This window comes from Aeromonas popoffii, from assembly GCF_000820025.1.
In the GTDB taxonomy this organism is placed as follows: domain Bacteria; phylum Pseudomonadota; class Gammaproteobacteria; order Enterobacterales; family Aeromonadaceae; genus Aeromonas; species Aeromonas popoffii.
The window spans coordinates 1-17,653 of record NZ_CDBI01000074.1; the positions used below are offsets into that span (position 1 = coordinate 1).

Annotated in this window: 12 protein-coding genes and 1 pseudogene; 11 read left to right on the forward strand and 2 right to left on the reverse strand. The window is 59.0% G+C overall.

Going from position 1 to position 17,653, the window contains the following annotated elements; all coding sequences use genetic code 11:
- Positions 1-101: 101 nt before the first annotated feature.
- Together BN1129_RS22705 and BN1129_RS15295 are read right to left on the reverse strand one after the other, a co-directional pair.
- Positions 102-974: a hypothetical protein gene (locus BN1129_RS22705; protein WP_209418520.1), complete on the reverse strand. Its 873-nt coding sequence runs from the start codon at positions 972-974 to the stop codon at positions 102-104.
- An 82-nt stretch (positions 975-1,056) separates the two neighbouring features.
- Complete coding sequence (locus tag BN1129_RS15295) at positions 1,057-1,509, reverse strand: hypothetical protein (RefSeq protein ID WP_042037608.1); 453 nt, start codon at positions 1,507-1,509, stop codon at positions 1,057-1,059.
- Between the two features lie 174 nt (positions 1,510-1,683).
- Here BN1129_RS15295 and BN1129_RS15300 point away from each other — a divergent pair, with 174 nt between their 5' ends.
- The 11 genes and pseudogenes from BN1129_RS15300 (at position 1,684) to ygeW (ending at position 17,632) form a co-directional block, all read left to right on the forward strand.
- The gene (locus BN1129_RS15300) at positions 1,684-4,521 is read left to right on the forward strand and encodes a tape measure protein (protein ID WP_042037609.1); all 2,838 of its coding nucleotides are present in this window, start codon (positions 1,684-1,686) and stop codon (positions 4,519-4,521) included.
- The gene (locus BN1129_RS15305; protein WP_042037611.1) at positions 4,518-4,886 is read left to right on the forward strand and encodes a hypothetical protein; all 369 of its coding nucleotides are present in this window, start codon (positions 4,518-4,520) and stop codon (positions 4,884-4,886) included. The genes BN1129_RS15300 and BN1129_RS15305 overlap by 4 nt, the downstream gene beginning before the upstream one ends.
- A complete protein-coding gene (locus BN1129_RS15310; RefSeq protein WP_042037613.1) occupies positions 4,883-8,476 on the forward strand; it encodes a hypothetical protein in 3,594 nt (1,197 codons plus the stop codon). Before BN1129_RS15305 ends, BN1129_RS15310 begins: the two co-directional genes overlap by 4 nt.
- A gap of 39 nt (positions 8,477-8,515) precedes the next feature.
- Positions 8,516-9,721 (forward strand): hypothetical protein, encoded by a 1,206-nt coding sequence (locus BN1129_RS15315; RefSeq protein ID WP_042037614.1) that lies wholly within the window; start codon positions 8,516-8,518, stop codon positions 9,719-9,721.
- 3 nt (positions 9,722-9,724) lie between these two features.
- Positions 9,725-10,897 carry a LamG domain-containing protein gene (locus BN1129_RS24250; RefSeq protein ID WP_052449366.1) on the forward strand — a complete coding sequence of 391 codons (1,173 nt, stop codon included), beginning with the start codon at positions 9,725-9,727 and terminating at the stop codon, positions 10,895-10,897.
- A 2-nt stretch (positions 10,898-10,899) separates the two neighbouring features.
- On the forward strand, positions 10,900-11,304 hold the full coding sequence (locus BN1129_RS15325) for a hypothetical protein (RefSeq protein ID WP_042037615.1): 405 nt from the start codon (positions 10,900-10,902) through the stop codon (positions 11,302-11,304).
- A gap of 11 nt (positions 11,305-11,315) precedes the next feature.
- Positions 11,316-13,265 carry a hypothetical protein gene (locus BN1129_RS15330; RefSeq protein WP_042037616.1) on the forward strand — a complete coding sequence of 650 codons (1,950 nt, stop codon included), beginning with the start codon at positions 11,316-11,318 and terminating at the stop codon, positions 13,263-13,265.
- Positions 13,262-13,486 carry a hypothetical protein gene (locus BN1129_RS24500; protein WP_042037617.1) on the forward strand — a complete coding sequence of 75 codons (225 nt, stop codon included), beginning with the start codon at positions 13,262-13,264 and terminating at the stop codon, positions 13,484-13,486. The genes BN1129_RS15330 and BN1129_RS24500 overlap by 4 nt, the downstream gene beginning before the upstream one ends.
- Positions 13,487-13,607: 121 nt before the next feature.
- Positions 13,608-13,928 (forward strand): annotated as a pseudogene (locus BN1129_RS15340) (AEC family transporter); the annotation flags it as partial.
- A gap of 207 nt (positions 13,929-14,135) precedes the next feature.
- The gene (locus tag BN1129_RS15345; protein ID WP_042037622.1) at positions 14,136-16,028 is read left to right on the forward strand and encodes a sigma 54-interacting transcriptional regulator; all 1,893 of its coding nucleotides are present in this window, start codon (positions 14,136-14,138) and stop codon (positions 16,026-16,028) included.
- Between the two features lie 416 nt (positions 16,029-16,444).
- Positions 16,445-17,632: a knotted carbamoyltransferase YgeW gene (gene ygeW, locus BN1129_RS15350; RefSeq protein WP_042037623.1), complete on the forward strand. Its 1,188-nt coding sequence runs from the start codon at positions 16,445-16,447 to the stop codon at positions 17,630-17,632.
- The last annotated feature ends 21 nt before the right edge of the window (positions 17,633-17,653 follow it).

Below are 17,653 nucleotides of genomic sequence, written 5' to 3' on the forward strand. Positions count from 1 at the left end.
CCCGCCGTTTTTTACTATATAGCGAATAAAGTAGTCTGTTGGAGATCTAAAATTATCTATAAAAACTACTTGTGGGTAATCCGGTTGCAGAATGAATCATTTTATAATGTTGACTTTTTTAGCACTCGGCGAGTTCTTATCTTATCTTCTGGGGAAAGATTATTTAACATGTTATGAATCATGACCTCGATTTGTTCACATGTACTCGGATCTGAAGGGATTACCAGCAGATGCCTATGATCAGGTTCTCGTTCAGAAATTTCAGCCCGCAATACATCTGGATGAATTGTTAGTCGTTTTAACATGGCTCGGGCTGTTGATTCGCTAACATCACCTAGACAGATATCAACACTCCCAGTCGATGGTTTTGGTTCAGGTTCTCGCTCCCTTTGATTTCTCTCCATTCGCCGCATGGTCATGCGTAAAGATCTTAATTCTTCGAGGATAAATTCTTGTCCAGACACTTCTTTTTTGTCCAGTTTGGCAACAGTGAACTCCCCAAAGTGTTTCAGGAAGGTTGTGTAGTTACTATCGGCAGTTGCTTTTTCATGTGTTGCCCTAATTTTTTCTGCAAGTTTTTTCTTAAAATCAACAATACGAGAAAACCTAAGATCTCTGGGGTACTCTAGATGTTCAATTGGTGATGTATCAAATGAATAAGTTGTTCTGTCGTCTTTGACTATAATAGTTGGTTTGTCAAATGCTAGACGCAATCCAAGTTCAAACATTACATTCGGGTTTTTTCCGCTAACGTCGCATACTACTACTGGGTTGTCATATAGATTTTGGATTATTCTTTTCTGAATAATACCTACATCATCGGCATTACTTACAAGATTACCCTCAAATCCAGCCTGCTCAATAGATTCAGTCAATATCTCTAAGACATCTGCCCAGTGAGCTTCGGTGCACCCATCTAAGGTGGAGATTGGCATCACAATGCCGCACACGGGGGGGATCTTTGGCTCGCTCAATTTTTTCTCCAATGTCTATGGGGTCATTGATTCCGCCAGCTAGTGGAATCGAATATAAGTTCTGTGGATTGAACCCAAGCACTCACTTTTTAGGGAGGTTCTTGTAGATATCTTCGATCCAGGAATCCAACTTATCCCCTTTCTCAAAAGACATAACATCTAGCATTTCAGGATTAATGTTCTCAAAAGCTGTTTTGAACTTGATCAGATCCAGCTCTATCATTTTTTGCTCGCGCTTAATTCTTTGGAAAATTTTTGTGAAATCAGATGGCTTGAAGCCAATGTCCTTTTTACCAAGCCGAATAGGTACCCCACCTTTCGTTATGCCCAGGGCTTGTGCTGCCCTGAATGCCTCTTCTTTGACTTTGTAGACCTTATCATGGAGTGCAAGTCTAGTTATTACATCCCGAGACTGCTGGCAATCGTACTTCCGTAATTCTTCTAACGCCGAGATACGAGTTTTCCAACAATGCTTTTTGTTTGCATCTGCCACAAGTTGTTGGATGTTCTGGGGTGTCTGATTGATGAAGTCCATAGTTATTTTGCTCGCCTATCCTTAAGCCTAATGTCAAGTTCGTTACCATTTACTAACCTAGTATAATCAAACGGTTGTACTCTTCCTGTGACCAATCTCAGTAATTCGCCATAAACCCATCTATTTTGCCATATCTCCACAATAGGGCATATCTGAATCTGATCGGAATGCCCCATGTCCACCTCAACCACCCTCAAACTTGCCCTGGAGCTGGCGGCCAAGGTCACCGGTCGGGAAGACCTGGCCGCCTTGGCGGGTGAGGTGCAGGAGCTGGGCCCTATCTCCGACGAGACGGCCGCCGAAACGGCGCAGTTGGCCGAGAGCCTCGAATCGTTAAGCCGCCAGCAGGCGCTGATCCAGCAGTTCAATGATTCAAAGACCGCCCTCACCCAGCTCGAACTGGCGACCGTGCTCAGCCGTGACAAGCTGGAGCAGTTGCGCCGCGAGCAACAAGCAGGCAGTGGCGATGCCAAGGCGCTGGCCGAACAAGAGCGGTTGCTGACTTCCGAGGTCAAGCAACTGGAGCGCCAGCTGGTCGCTCAGTCCGCCAGTCATACCCGCCTGCATGCCGGGCTCAAGCAGTCCGGGCTCGATACCAAGAACCTTGCCCAGGAACAGCAGCGCCTGCAGCGTGAGCTGACCAGGAGTGTCGCCCAGACCGAACGGCTGGGGCGCGAGCTTAGCCAGAGCAGTCAGCATGCCGGTGGTTTTCAAGGGGCCATCGGCAGTCTGACCGGCCGCCTGGTGGCGTTGGCGGGTACCTGGTTCGGTATTCAGACCCTTACCACCCAACTGATGGCCATGTTCCAGACTGGCGATCAGGTCGAGCGCCTCGATGTGCAGCTCAAGGCGGTGATGGGGTCGATTGCCGGTGGCAAAGAGGCGTCAGCCTGGATCCAGGACTTTGCCAAGAACACCCCCCTACAGCTCAGTGAAGTCACCCAGGTATTCGTGCGCCTCAAGGCGTTCGGCATTGACCCCATGGCGGGGGCCATGCAGGGCATTGTCGATCAGGCGTTCAAATTGGGCGGCGGTTTTGAAGAGGTGCAAGGCATCTCCCTGGCGCTCGGCCAAGCCTGGGCCAAGCAGAAGCTGCAGGGGGAGGAGATCCTGCAACTGATTGAGCGTGGCGTGCCGGTCTGGCAGATGCTGGAGCAGGTGACTGGCAAGAATACCACCGAACTGCAGAAGCTCTCTGAGGCGGGCAAGCTGGGCCGCGAGACCATCTCTGCCCTGATGAACGAGATTGCGGCCCAATCGCGCGGTGCGGCTGCCGACAACATGAGCCTGCTCTCCGGGCTTATCTCCAATGCCCAGGACAACCTCGGCAAGTTTTACCGGATGGTGGCCGAGAACGGGGCGCTGGCCTGGCTCAAAAACCAGCTGGCCAGCCTTAATGCCGAATTTGAGGCGATGGCCAGGGATGGCCGCCTGCAGGAGTGGGCCAAGCGCCTCTCCGATGGTTTTATCTCCATGGGGGAAACCCTCAAGTCGCTGATCCAGACCCTCTATGAGTGGCGCACCGCGCTGACCGTGCTGGCCCAGGCGTGGGTCGGCCTCAAAATCGCGGGCTGGATTGGTGATCTGCGCAGCCTCTATGCCCAGTTTATTGCCATGCCTGTGGCGACAGCGACAGCAGCAGGCGGTATGACGACAGCGGGCACAGCAGCAGCCGGTGCTGCGATAGGGGTCAGGGTACTGGGCGCAGCCGTCAAGGGGTTGCTGGCCGCCGTGACGGTCGAGTCCATCATCCAGATCACCCAATTTGCCTCTGCCCTGCGTCAGCTGGTGCGGGCTGAGCTGGCACTTCGAGAGGCGCAAGGGCTGCGCTCCGAGACTCAGGCCCGCCTCAATGGTCAGTTTGCCGCCCTGTCAACGGAGCTGGGTTTTGCCATCACCAGCATGGCGGATCTCGATCGCCTGGTGGCTGAGGGCAAGGTGCATTACGACGAGGCCACTGGGAGCTGGCGACAAGGCGCCGCAGCCGTTAAAGCGCTGGGTGATGAGGCCAAGAGTACCCGTGATTATCTGGCCGAGATCAATGCGGTGGCCAAGCAAACCGCCGCCGATGGCCCGGCTAAGTTGGCCAAGGCGTTTGAGGAGTTGGGGCTGGACTTCGAACGGGCTAATGGTCGTATAGGTGCGGGCTTTCAGAAGACCATCGGCGCCCTGGATGTATTGGTGGCGCACACGGGGGCCAGTAGTGCCGCCATCGAGGAGGCGATGGCGGCCGCCTACAACAGCGCCAAGACCACCGCCGAGATCGATGCGGTGATCGCGCGGCAAAAGCAACTGGCCGCCCAGGGCAAGATCACCGGGGATGCGCTGGCCCGCTCCATGGCCATCGCTGCCGATGCCATGGCCAAGGTGAAAGGGGGGAGTGGCGATACCAAGCAGGCAGTCGCGGCCATTGGTGATGGTTTTGACGAGGCTGCCGCTCGGGCCAAAGGGGCCACCGATGCGATGCGGGCAGGACTTAAAGGGGTACAAGATGAAGCCAAGCAGACCAATGCCAGCCTTGCCAGTAGCGGCGGGGGCGGTGGTCGAGGCGATATCACCCGCACCGTGAATGCCGGTTCTTTCTACTACAAGAGCGTGGATATCAATAGCCTGCGCGGCAATGCCGAGGGGCTGGCCAATACCCTGGCCGGGGTGGAGGAGGAGCTGGCCCGCTACAGCCAGAAGGTCAAGGACATTCCGGCCTACAGCGAGTGGAGCAAGTATTACGGCGAGAAGTTCCAAAAAGAGATGGAGGCGATGCAGGCCCGCCTTAAAGAGGAGCTCAACAAAGCGTTGGCCAAGGAGAGTGCCAAAACCAACCAGGCCGCTGCCCGGCCACCAGTCCCAACTGCAGAGCCATCTACCCCCAGCACCCCAGGGACACGCAGGCCCTTGTCCGAGCGGATCACCATAGAGCTCAAAGGGGCAGGGGGCTCGGCCGAACTGCAGGCCGATGAGGCCAATGCGAATGCCTTGATTTCCCTTCTTAAACAGCAAGGGTTACGTCAATGAACGTGACCTTAAACAGCGTGCTGCTGCCAGATGATCTGGTCTGGCGCGATGAGTTCGAGTGGGCGCCGGTCGAGCAGGTGGTGACCCCGACCTTGAGCGGCGCCCTGTTGGTGGAGGAGACCGCCAAGCCCGAGGGGCGGCCGCTGACCCTGAGCGGGCATTGCTCCCGCTCCAAGGTGCAGGAGATCAAGGTGCTGGAGGCGCAGGTGGCCCAGCTGATGACGTTGACCCTGCTCGATGGTGTTGCTCGCACCGTAGTGTGGCGCCGCCCTGGCGTGGTGGCCACGCCACTGGTCGAGATGGCCGACCCGGAAGGGGGCGACCCCTATGCCTTGACCCTGAATCTCACAGAGGTAACCCCATGACCATTCTCTCTGGCGATATCGTGCTGTTGGCCAGCCAGCGCCTGGTTGATACCGATGACGGCGGTGGTCGCATCACTGGCCGCGAAATCATCAGCGGTAACCATAACAGCCTGTTTCCCGATATCAGCGATATGGATCGGGCCTATGGCACCGTGAATATGCGCAAGGCGTTTCTGGCGGTGCAGACGGACGACACCGACACCTACTATGGCGCTAATGCCATGGTGCTGCTGCCGCCCAGTGATCCCAGCGTCAACCTGACGCTGATGACCACCAAAGACCACAACGACACCCGCGACAACGCCCGCAACACTCTGGAGCGCTATCAGGCCAGAGGCCCGAAGTGGCAGGGGGTGCTCTACGATACCCAGCTGGAAGGGCAGCGGGCGATCCGCATCCTGCAACGCATTGAGGTGCGGTTGCCGGAGGTCGGGGAGGTGCTGGTGCTGGTCGGCAACGAAGGGAAGGGGAACGAGGTTGAGCAGTATGTACGGATTGACCGGGTAACCGCCGAGCTGCGCAAGTTCGGGGTATCTGGCTACCAGGGCGAGTTCACCCGCAACGTGGTCACCTGCGTGATCACTGACCCACTGCGCTACACCTTTGAAGGGGAGCAGCCCAGCCCCTATGACCAGGCAACCACCAAGACCACTCTGCGGGAAACCGTGGTGGCCGATGCCGCCAACTACTTTTCTACCACCAAGCTGGTCGCGGATGCGGCGCTGGGTGCAATGCGGGTGCAGGCCAAGACCATCTTCACCCAGCTGGTACCCAGTGCCCGCAGTGAAACCCCGGTGGTGGATCTGACTGCTGCCGGTGAGCTGGGCGCCCTGCTGGAGTCCGGGGTGGGCAGTCCCCACACCTTCACCACCACCTCACCGGTCAGCCCGAGTCAGGGGCTGTTCCTGGGGATTGGTGCCATGCCGGGCAGCGTATCGGTCACCATAGGCGCGGCAGTGATCACCGACAAGGGCGGCGAGCTGTTCCTGGTCGGTACCGTGGTGGGGGCTATCGACTACGGGCGCGGCCTGCTGACCTTCAACAGTCAGTGCCCGAACTATGGCGCGGCCAGCAAAACCGTGAGCTTTCGCCCGGCAGTGATGCCATCGCGCATCGCTGACACAGCCCAGATCCAGATCGCCGCCAACAACCGGGGCTATGCCTACACCGCGACCCTGCTACCTACCCCTTGCCCCGGTTCGCTGACCGTCAGCTATCTGGCCCAGGGCAAATGGTACGACCTGAAAGACAATGGGCGCGGGGAGCTGTTTGGCCAGGACAAATCCTATGGCTCTGGCCTGCTTAACTTCACCACCGGCTCTGTGGTGTTGACCCTGGGGGCGCTGCCGGATGTGAACAGCGCGATCATGTTCAGCTGGGGTACCAAGGTCTCTTACCTCAACCGCGCCAGCATGGTGCTGGATCCGGTGCAGCTGACCCACAAGCTGGCCCATGAGGGGATCACTCCCAACAGCCTGACCCTGACCTGGCAAGCCGGTGGCGCGACCAAAACCGCCATCGACAACGGGGCGGGCCAGCTGACCGGCGATGCCACCGGCACCATCAATTATGTGACCGGCGATCTGGCCCTGCGGGTGGCGACCCTGCCGGATGGCGGTCAGGAGTACCAGGTTGTTTACCAGTACGGCGACCCGGACTCCCAACGCTTTGACTACCCAGCCCGCAACCCGGACGGGACGATCACCATGCAGCTGGCCAAGCAGAACCTGACCCCGAGAATGGTCTCATTGCGCTGGAATGCCCTTTATGAGGATGTGAAGGACGACACCGAACTGGTGATCGCCCAGCGTGACCCGATCATCAGTGTCCGTGACAACGGCGCGGGCAAGCTGCTGGATGCGGCAGGGGTGGAGCGGGGTACCGTCAACTACACCACCGGCCAGATCACCATCAAGCCGGATGGCCAGGGCGGCATTCCGAAAACCCGCTATGAGTGGCGCACCATCGGCACCTATGGCGATGGCCACGGCAACACCATTGCCCGCCAGCGCTGGACACTGGTTGAAATCTACTATGTGCAGGCCGCCTACCTGTTCCCGGTGGACGACAGTGGTTGGGTCGAGGTGGAGTACCGCAGCAACAATGCAAGCCAAGCGGGCCAAGACACCGTGACCGCCACCCCGCTGGTGCTGGATATCACCCCGCGCAGCGGCGAGGCGATCCTGGCCAACTCAGTGCGCTTTGCGCTGGGCGGGTCTGTCTATGTGGACAGGCAAGGGATCCTCTATCGCAACATCGACCCATCCACTGGGGCCGGTGAGCAGGCCGGTACACTGGATTACGCCACCGGCAAGGCGACCGTGACGGTCTGGAACCCTGGCGCGGTGCCAGTGGCTGCCCTGAGTTCGCTGGTCACCAGCCTGGTGGCCCAGACGGTGGACGAGGTGACATTCAGAACGCCGGGGGCACCCATTGCGCCATCCAGCCTCTACCTTAGCGGCAACACCGCAGACGGTCGCCGGTTTGAGGTGACCGCCAACGGCGATGGCACCATCACCAGCCAGGATGTAACCGGCAAGGTGGACTATCAGACAGGTGTGGTATCGGTGCGCTTTGGCCGCTTGGTGACGGCGGCGGGCAACGAGAGTAAACCCTGGTTTGACCCCGATATGGTGGTCGATGGCAAGATTTGGCGCCCCTTGTCGGTGGTGGCGGACACCATCCGGTTTAATGCGGTGGTGTATAGCTATCTGCCGCTCGATGCGGATCTGATCAAGCTGGATCCGGTGCGCCTGCCATCCGATGGCCGGGTGCCCTTCATTCGCAAGGGATACATCGTGGTGGTGCATTCCACCAAGCGCAGCGCCTTTCCCATGGGGGGACAGGCCGGGCAGCAGCTCAACACCGGGCGCGAGCGGCTGACCTATTGCCGGGTGGAGGATAAGAACGGCAAGGAGCTGGCGCCGCAGCTTTACAGCGTCAACATGAACAGCGGGATGGTGACCCTGGCCAGCCCACTGGATCTGACCGGCTATATGGAGCCGCTGATCGTGGTTCACCGGGTCGAGGATATGAGTCTGGCCACCGATGTGGAGATCTCGGGCCGCATCACCCTGGCGCGGCCCCTCAGTCACAACTATGAGGCGGCGGATACCCTGGTATCCAGCGCCCTGATCATCGGTGACCTGTGGGCCCGCTATGGGGCGCTGTTCGACCAACGCACCTGGACAAATAACTGGTCTGATTTTCTGATTGGCGACCCCTGCACGGTGGAATACAACGATACGGACTTCCCGATCGTGGTGACCAACCGTGCGACCCTGCAAGAGCGCTGGGCCATCATCTTCCAGACCACCACCACGTTTATTTTGGTCGGCGAGCATGTGGGCCAAATTGCGGTGGGGGACGTGAATACCGACTTTGCCCCCATCAACCCCAACAACGGCCAGCCCTATTTCAGGCTTGACCGGCGTGGCTGGGGCGCCGGTTGGGCTGCGGGCAACGTGCTGCGGTTCAACACCTACGCCGCCAATTACCCGATCTGGTTTATCCGCACCATCTTGCAGTCGGTGGCTGCGGTAGATACCGACCGTTTCGAGGCCCAGCTCAGGGGCAACGTCAACCGTTAAGCGGTGAGGCGTTGCGCCTTGCCCGTGGAGAGAAAAGCAATGGCTGAATACAAGGTCAAATGGTTCGCAAGCGAGATGCAGGGAGCACCCAGCTTAGGGGATGACAAAGACGGCGCCCTGGCGGCGCTGCTCAAGGCGGTGCTGGTCACCGGCTTTGGCACCCTGACCATCAACGCGCTGGCTTTCGATGTCGCCAAGGGGTGGGCGGTGGCGACCTTTACCGGTGGTCATGCCTATCTGCAAGACTCAGTTGTTCAGGTCGAGGGGGGATCGCCTGCCGCCTACAACGGCGAGCATCGGGTGATGCAGATCAGCAGCACCCAGGTGTGGTTCGAGCTGGATGCCGGGGATCCGGGGGCGTCGGGGTCTGGCGCGGCCATGACCATGAAGGTGGCGCCGCTGGGTTGGACGATCACCCACGAAAGCGGGGATGGTAAGATCTTCATCGTGCGCCCCACCAATGTCAGCGAGTCGGGGAATGTCAGCCTGCGCATCGACAATAGCCCGTATAGCGGATGGGTTGGTGCATCTAACCCTGCATACCTCGCCAAGGTAGCGATGGTTGAGGATGTAGTGGATATCAATACCTACACTACGATTTTTGAGCACCGTTGGCCGTGTACCGGGCGCTACTCAAATAAGCGATGGGATGTGATTGGTGATAGTCAGCTGTTCTACTTTATTCCTGCGTATGCAGCTAGGAGTTATCAATTCATTTACTGCTTTGGCTATATCCGCTCGGTTCGACCAGGTGATCGCTATCATGCCATTTTGAATCATTACTCAACGACCAATGCTGCTGATCAGGGCAAGGCTTGGTCAAGTGGCCTTGGTGCGTACTATGGGGCATCTTGGGGGCAAGACTTCGCAAAATTTGATAGCGCAGGATACCGCGTTATTGCCAGGCCGTATCATCAATTGTTCGGTGCAACCAACTGGTTTTTAAAAGGACTTTTTACCAGGTTTGGGAATGGGTTAAACACACCGAATGGCCCAGATAATGGGTTCTATCTTTCAACAGACCCGATCATGGTATTAGAAAGCGGCAGCCATTTGAGAGGGTATTTGCCGGGTTTAGTTTGTCCATATGCGACTGTACCAGCTTGGGATAGAAAGAATTTCAAAGACCTCCCGGCACTGCCAAATAAACTGCTTCGCTTCATTCGAGCAGGGTATGAAGAACAGTGCTCCAGTGGAGACCCCATCACCATGGTCGGGTTTGACCTTACCGGCCCATGGAGATAAGTCATGGCAAGCGATCAAGCATTGCGAGATCTGATCATGGCCAGCAATCCGGTGGGGTATCACCCACTGGACACCATCGCCAATCTTGGCCGGGATATATCTGTCATCGCCAATCATGGCAGCCAGAACGGCAGCTTTCGCCAGCAGGTGTTGACGTTAGCCGACATGGATATTGTGGCGACGAGTGGCGTTTCCTCTCCTTTGGTCGCTATTCCTGACCGGGTGGAGTATCGCGGTAGAACCTTCACTATGGAGTGCATCATCAGTCATAACGAGGATGCCAACCTGGTGATTGCCGAGCGCGGTGGGGATAACCAAAACTGGTCGCTGCAAAGCATTGGGTCGGCAGCGGGGATGAGCACCCCCTCATATCAATTCGTGCTGGGGGCGAGTACGGCACCTGCAAATGGACGAGCAAGCCCCGTCCTGGCTGGCCATATGGTGTTTACCAGCGTGAACGGGGTCACCAAGATTTACCTGAACGGTGTTCCCTTGATGATAGGAGGCCCCGCAACGGGCAACGGGATCCAAGGCAATCAGGGTAATTTGCCAGTTCACCTATTTTCCCGTAACGGCTTATATGCCACCTCTGCGGCGCTGGCCCACGTTGCTTTTTATAACCGGGAGCTGACGGCAGTAGAGCTTTCAGCCCGCCGAGATCTGTTAAATAAGCCGGTTAACTTCAAGCTGCAACCGATGACAGCCATAGCTGCCAACCAGGAGTCGCGCAGCCAATTCCAGCTGCAAGATGTGACATGGCGCGGCGCCCCGTCGATGTATGCGGGGCCGGTCAACCTCCAGCAACAGACCCAGTACCCGCTCTGTAAGGGACGGGACTATTTCTGGATCCGTGATGGGGGGCGCAATGTGGAGCAGGGGTTTATTGAAAGCACGGTGACCATCAGCGGGGTGGGAGTGCGGCGCCGGGTGCTCTGCTTCACCCAGGATGGCGAGCTGGTTGGCGAGACCTACAGCCGCGCATCGGATGGGGTCTATCGGTTCGATCTGCTGTGGCTGAACAAGCGTTATATGTTGGTCGCTCAGGACGACCCCGCCTTTGGCCCCGCCGACTACAACGCCGTGGCCGCCGACTATCAGGCACCGAAACCCTACCCGCCTGGCGGAGGCGTGGCGCCTGCGCCGTTCCCCATGATTGCCCCGCTCAAGAGGAAATAACCATGATCTCCTATGCCGAAGGGCTGCGCACCAGTCGCGCCCAGTTATTGGCCACGGCCATTGATACGGGCAGCGGGGCCAGTGCCAAGCTGACCATCTACACCGGCACCAAACCGGCGCCAGGGGCGGCCATCACCGACCAGCTGGCTCTGGTGGTGCTCACGTTCAGCCACCCTTGTGCCAAGACGATCGCTGGTGGGGTGCTGACCTTGAAACCCTTGGCCGAACAGATGGCCACTGGCAGCGGCGCCCCCACCTGGGGGCGCATTATTGACCGGGATGGGGCCTTTGTGGCGGATCTCTATGTCGGGGTGCCGGGCAGCGGCGCCGATCTGGAGCTGCCAGCAGCGGAGTTTTTTGCCGGTGCGCTGATCCGCATCAATACCGCCACCATCACTGAACCGTAACCGGGGGCCCCATGGCCAGAAAGGATGCGAGCTTAGAACTACGCAAGGCCAGGAACAGCACCGGCCAGCTGGAGCTGAATCAGTCTGAGGTGGTGCGGCTGGTCGGCATCCTTAACGGTACCACCATGCCGCCGCGCCTGAGCGCGTCACCAGGGCTGGTGCTGGCATCGGTATTGGCTGGCGCCCCGCATCGCACCAGTGCTCAGCTGGGCGGTTCGGTGGTGTTGCCGGGGCGGCTGAGCAGCCATACCCATAGCCGGGGGGAACTGGTCGGCACGTTCGTCATTGAGTGCGTCATGGCCAGCACATCCCGCGCCCCGGTACCGGTGATCGCCGGGCAGTATGACCAGAATGTATTTCGGGGCCCTGCCAGTGCAATGGGGGATGCTTGGGATCGGGCAGATAGCCATTCCCAGCACCTCAGTAGCGAATGGCAGAAGGCAGGCACCGAGCGGGCAACCAGCCACGACCGGTGGCAACAGGCAGACGCGCATCAGCAGCAGGTGGCCGAGTTGGGCGAGCAGATGCCCCAGACGTTCATGGCCAATCAACAGGGCTTTGCCGAGGGGCTGCCGGTCAGCCAGCAGAACCGCCAGGGCTATGACAGCCTGGCCGCTGGCCATGTGGCGAATCAGTCCCTGTGGGTTGAGGCTGCGCCGGTTGGCAGCTGGCGCCTGGTCGGGTTCACCAACCCGTCGCGCTTTGACAAGGTCTGGCAGGCTGACCAGTGGCAAGAGGGCATCCCCATCGGTAAGGGGGTGGCCGCTCAAGCCTGGCACCACGGCAAGCCGCTGATAGAGGGCTGGCGTGATGGCTGGGATGAGGCCATCACGCCCACCTGGGGCAAGACGCCGCCGCCAGAACCACCCAAGCCACCCATTCGCCCCGATAAGCGGGTGCTGCGCCTGGCGTTCGGGCGCAAGCGCGACACGGCAGAGCTGGAGTTTGTCTGGCAGGGCAGTGATGCGGCAATCGTCATTCCAACCCGGAGGGTTTATCTGGTGAGCAATACAGCGGAGATTGTGCGGGTACGCGATGGTCTCGATATCCCAGCTACCGCGGTGAGTATCGAGCTCGATACAGACTCCTGGGCGTGGCAGTTTAGTGCTCAGATCCCCCGTATTGCGGCGGCTGCGTTGACCGATGAGGAAGAGGTCAGCATTCATATCAACGGTCAGCAATGGGACTGCGTGTGCGATGGCTGGCAATCGAGCCAGAGCTTTGGTCGTGAGTCGGCAACGCTGACGGGACGCTCTCGCACCGCTTATCTGTCTCCGACCCATGTATTGGCGCAGGCGGTGAGTGAGCGCGCTGCCGCGACCATGGCCCAGCTGGCGGCCGCCGTCTTGCCTGTTGGTTGGACGCTGGATTGGCAAGCGGCTGACTGGTTGGTGCCTGCCGGGTTCTTTAGCCTGGATAACCAGACCCCGATCGAGGTGGTCAGGTACCTGGCCGAGGCGGCCGGTGGCTTTGTGCTGCCACACCAGCGCACCCGTCATCTGGTCATCAAGCCACGTTATCCCACAGTGCCGTGGCAGCTCGATACTGCTCAGGCCGATGTGGCGATCCCCCGCGCCATCATTACCACCCTGGGCAGTGACTTCCAGCCGGGTCATGCCGCCAACGGGATCTGGGTCAGCGGTGGCCACCAGGGCATCAGTGCGCGGGTGGTACGCCAGGGGACGGCTGGCGAACAGCAAGCGCCGACTATTACCCACCCGCTGGTATGTGATGTGACGGCAGCCCGTGCCCAAGGTGTGGTGGGGCTGGCCAAGACCATGCCTAAGCGTACCCAGACCATCGAGCTGCCGTTGTCTGCCGATACCGGTTTGATCTTACCGGGCGCTCTGCTCGCCGTGGACGGTTGGAAGGGTTACAACCGGGGCATCAGGGTCTCTGCTGCGCTGCAGAATCGGGCCATGACGGTACGCCAGCAACTGAGTGTGGAGCGATTTGTATGAACCTGTTTAAGCGATTCCTGGAGCTAGTGCCCGGCGCCGATCCGCTGTTGGTTGGAACCGTGACCGCAGTAGGTACCACAACGACCACTCTTAGTTCGTTGGCGGGTGGGACGGTCACAGTACGGGGCACTGGGGTAGCCGTCGGCAAGAAGGCGTTTTACAGGGGAGGGGAGCTGGCAGGAGAGGCGCCGGATTTACCGACCTATGAGATAGAGGTTTAATGCCGGTTTAACCGGCTTATCAAATTCAGTGATTGCGGTGCCATCAAGTTTGATAAACTACTGAGCTGGTAGTTTCTCATTTTCCCCGTAACTCTTTTTCATTTTCGGCGGCGGGCTACACCTGATGCTGTTTGCCCTCGGTATCCGCCTGATGGAAGGGGAGCTTGACCACCTGGGGCTCGCCCTCAAGTGCAACCTGCTCTACCTGTTGGCGGGCGGCGTCTCGCTCTGGCTGGCGGTCTGGTTGCTGCCGTTGCAGGCGGAGTGGATCCCGCTGCTGATGCTGTCGGTGGCGCTGCCCCCTGCGGTGCTCAACTACATGCTGTGCGAGCAGTACCAGTGCCAGCCCGAGAAGGTGGCCAGTATCGTGCTCGGCGGCAATGCGCTCTCGGTCGTGGTGATCCCGTTGGCGGTCTGGCTGGCCCTGCATCTGAGCGGTTGACCCTGTGTTGCTTGCAAGGACGCCTGCTGGCGTCCCTGGCTTGCTCCTTCGCTCTTATTTTCCCCTGTCTGCGCCAGCTCTCACTCCCGGCAGAGGGGGAGTGCAAGTTCCCTTTTCGTGATCCTCGGCGAAGTTGCTGCCGTCGAATTGGCATAGTATCTGGCCAGCATGAATCCCACCCTGGGTGGGAGCCAAGGGATTAACAGCATGATGTCCGTCAGTAACCAATGTTTGTTGATGCAGATCCAGCCCACCATCTTGCGCTTTGCCAAGATGCTGGCCAGCGTGCTGCAACTGGAAGTGGAAATCGTCGACGCCAACATGGTGCGGGTGGCGGGAACCGGCCCTTACGGCACGTTTTTCGGCCGCCAGCTGGAGGGAGACTCCCGCCTGTTGCGCTACGTGATCGAACACCAGAGCGAGAAGATAGTCACCCACACCAGCGAGGATCCTGTCTGTGAGGGGTGCAGCTGCAAGGATAGCTGCCGGGAACGCGCCTTCCTCGGGGTGCCCATCATGGTGGAGGAGACCTGCATCGGGGTCATCAGCCTGGTGGCCTTCAACGCCGAGCAGCAGGCCCGCCTCAATAACAATCTGCAGGAGGTGTGCGACTATGTGCAGCATATCTCCAGCATCTTCGTGGCCAAGCTGCTCGATTCCCGTGGCTTGTCAGACGGGGTCAACAAGGTGTTCCTGACCCTGATGAGTCACATGGATCAGGGGTGCCTGCTGCTCGACGAGAAGAGCCAGCTGCGCTATGCCAACGAGGTGGCGCTCAAGCAGCTCAACTGCCAGCAAGAGCAGTTGCTGGGGCGCGAGATTGGCGTGCGTCCGCTCACCTTCGCCCAGCAGGGGCTGACCGGGCACATGCAGCACATCATCACACTGGCTGATCGCCAGGAGCTCATCATAGGCCAGCTGCACCATGTGCAGGGCCAGCAGCTGTTTCTGATGGCGTTTCACCAGTCCCACCCGGCCCTGAGCCAACCGCTGGAGCCGGACGAGGGCATGGCGCTGCTGATCGGCGAAAGCAAGCCGATGCGGGCGTTGAAAAAACTGCTCCATCGCATCGCCCTGAGCCCCTCCAGCGTGCTGATCTGCGGTGAGAGCGGCACCGGCAAGGAGGTGGTGGCCCGCGCCATTCACCGCCTCAGCCCTCGCCATGACAAGCCTTTCATCGCCATCAACTGCGCCGCCATTCCGGAGCAACTGCTGGAGAGTGAGCTGTTTGGTTACGTGAAAGGGGCCTTCACCGGCGCTTCCAGTGGCGGCAAGCAGGGGCTGATCCAGGCTGCCCATCAGGGCACCCTGTTTCTCGACGAGATAGGGGACATGCCGCTCACCATGCAGGCCAAACTGCTGCGGGTGCTGGAGCTGCGGGAAGTGACGCCGATAGGCGCCAGCCGCCCCGTGCCGGTGGACATTCGCATCATAGCCGCGACCCACCAGCATCTGGAGCAGTACATTGCCGAGGGCAAGTTTCGCGAAGACCTCTTCTATCGTCTCAACGTCATCCCCATCCACCTGCCGCCGCTGCGTGAGCGGGCAGGGGATGTGGCGCTGCTGACCCACTACTTCCTCAACTTGCACACCAGCCGCATTGGCCTCATCTATCCGGGGCTGAGCCCGGAGGTGATGGGCCTGCTTGAGGGATATCGCTGGCCCGGCAACGTGCGCGAGCTCAGCAACCTCATCGAATACCTGGTCAACGTGGTGCAGGCGGGGGAGGTGATCGAGAGCATACTCCTGCCCCCCAACATATTGCGCAACCAGCACCGTGATACAGAGGCGATATCTGAGGATTTGCAGCAGCCCTCCCATCTTTTGCACAATCAATGGCCCGGCGCCGGGGAGAACCCGGTGGCTGCGGGTCGTCCCGCGCCGGCCACGGCCTCTCCCGCCATGGCTGAAACCGGCCCGTCCGAGCGTAGCCGGGAGCTGCCTCTCGGGGAAAACGGGCTGGAAAGCATGGAGAAGCAGGCAATAGAGGAGACCTTGCTGCGCCTTGGCAACAAGAAGCTGGCTGCCCAGGCGCTGGGCATTGGAATTGCGACCCTCTATCGCAAGATCAAGAAGTACGAGATCGCCGTGCAAGCTTGATCCTCACACCGCCGCTGGTCGCAAGCGGCGGTTTGCTCGCAGATAATGGCTGCGTCTGGGGCACGGCCATTATCATTATGATAATTTACCCACCTTGCCTATCAATTCGCTGCCCGTATCTGATAGCCAGGGTGATAATTATCAGCGCATATCCTGGCACTATTTTAAATGTCACTGAGGTGTGCCGGCATTTATCGTGAAAGTGCCCCCCAGTATGTCTAAATGGCGCTCTCCTGTGCGCTGGCGCACATCTATTTTCCTGTTTTTCGTTATTCCTCCTGAAATACCGCATTGGCACGCTTATTGATTGCTTTTATTTGACGCTGACCGATGAACTCACCCAATGACCCTATTTTCGGTGACCTTGTGAGTGGAAGGGGAGCAATCCATATCTCATCAACAGATTGGGGCTAACGATGAAAGCAGTGAACCAGTTAATCAAAGAGATCAATGAGCTCAAATCCAACCTGCATGAAAAGGACTTTCTGCTGACCTGGGAGCAGACCCCCCAGGAGCTGGCGCTGGTCCTCAAGCTGGCCGAGGCCCTCAAGGGGCTACGGGCCGAGAACATCGCCACCAGGCTGTTCAATACCGGCCTGGGTATCTCGGTGTTTCGTGACAACTCGACCCGTACCCGTTTCTCCTATGCTTCGGCCCTGAACCTGCTTGGCCTCACCCAGCAGGATCTGGACGAGGGCAAATCCCAGATTGCCCACGGCGAGACGGTGCGTGAAACCGCCAACATGATCTCGTTTTGCGCCGATGCCATCGGTATTCGCGATGACATGTATCTGGGGGCGGGCAACGCCTACATGCGTGAAGTGGGTGCGGCACTGGACGAAGGGTTCGAGAAGGGGGTGCTGCCCCAGCGCCCGGCCCTGGTCAACCTGCAGTGCGACATTGATCACCCGACCCAGTCCATGGCTGATCTCGCCTGGCTGCAGGAGCACTTCGGCAGCCTGGAGAGCCTCAAAGGCAAGAAAATTGCCATGACCTGGGCCTACTCCCCGAGCTACGGCAAGCCGCTCTCCGTGCCCCAGGGCATCATAGGGCTGATGACCCGCTTCGGCATGGACGTGACCCTGGCGCATCCCGAAGGGTATGACCTGATCCCGGACGTGATCGCGGTGGCCCATGAGAACGCCAAGGCCTCCGGCGGCAGTTTCCGTCAGGTCACCTCCATGGAAGAGGCGTTCAAGGACGCCGATATCGTCTATCCCAAGTCCTGGGCTCCCTACAAGGTGATGGAGCAGCGCACCGAGCTGCTGCGGGCCAACGACCACGCCGGCCTCAAAGAGCTGGAGAAACACTGTCTGGAGCAGAACGCCAAGCACAAGGATTGGCACTGCACCGAGGAGATGATGGCCCTTACCAAGGGTGGCGAAGCGCTCTATATGCACTGCCTGCCCGCCGATATTTCCGGCGTTTCCTGTCAGGCGGGCGAGGTGAGCGAAGGGGTATTCGAGAAATACCGCATCGCTACTTATAAAGAGGCGAGCTGGAAGCCCTATATTATCGCCGCCATGATAGTTGCCCGTAAATTCTCGGCGCCGGGCGCCGCGCTTGAGGGCTTGCTCAAAGAGGCGCAGAAGCGCGTCAAATAATGGTTGGGCCGGGCCGGGAAC

Coding starts and splice junctions, on each gene's coding strand:
- BN1129_RS15295 (WP_042037608.1), bottom strand. CDS start 1,509: ATGGACTTCATCAATCAGACACCCCAGAACATCCAACAACTTGTGGCA.
- BN1129_RS15300 (WP_042037609.1), top strand. CDS start 1,684: ATGTCCACCTCAACCACCCTCAAACTTGCCCTGGAGCTGGCGGCCAAG.
- BN1129_RS15305 (WP_042037611.1), top strand. CDS start 4,518: ATGAACGTGACCTTAAACAGCGTGCTGCTGCCAGATGATCTGGTCTGG.
- BN1129_RS15310 (WP_042037613.1), top strand. CDS start 4,883: ATGACCATTCTCTCTGGCGATATCGTGCTGTTGGCCAGCCAGCGCCTG.
- BN1129_RS15315 (WP_042037614.1), top strand. CDS start 8,516: ATGGCTGAATACAAGGTCAAATGGTTCGCAAGCGAGATGCAGGGAGCA.
- BN1129_RS24250 (WP_052449366.1), top strand. CDS start 9,725: ATGGCAAGCGATCAAGCATTGCGAGATCTGATCATGGCCAGCAATCCG.
- BN1129_RS15325 (WP_042037615.1), top strand. CDS start 10,900: ATGATCTCCTATGCCGAAGGGCTGCGCACCAGTCGCGCCCAGTTATTG.
- BN1129_RS15330 (WP_042037616.1), top strand. CDS start 11,316: ATGGCCAGAAAGGATGCGAGCTTAGAACTACGCAAGGCCAGGAACAGC.
- BN1129_RS24500 (WP_042037617.1), top strand. CDS start 13,262: ATGAACCTGTTTAAGCGATTCCTGGAGCTAGTGCCCGGCGCCGATCCG.
- BN1129_RS15345 (WP_042037622.1), top strand. CDS start 14,136: ATGATGTCCGTCAGTAACCAATGTTTGTTGATGCAGATCCAGCCCACC.
- ygeW (WP_042037623.1), top strand. CDS start 16,445: ATGAAAGCAGTGAACCAGTTAATCAAAGAGATCAATGAGCTCAAATCC.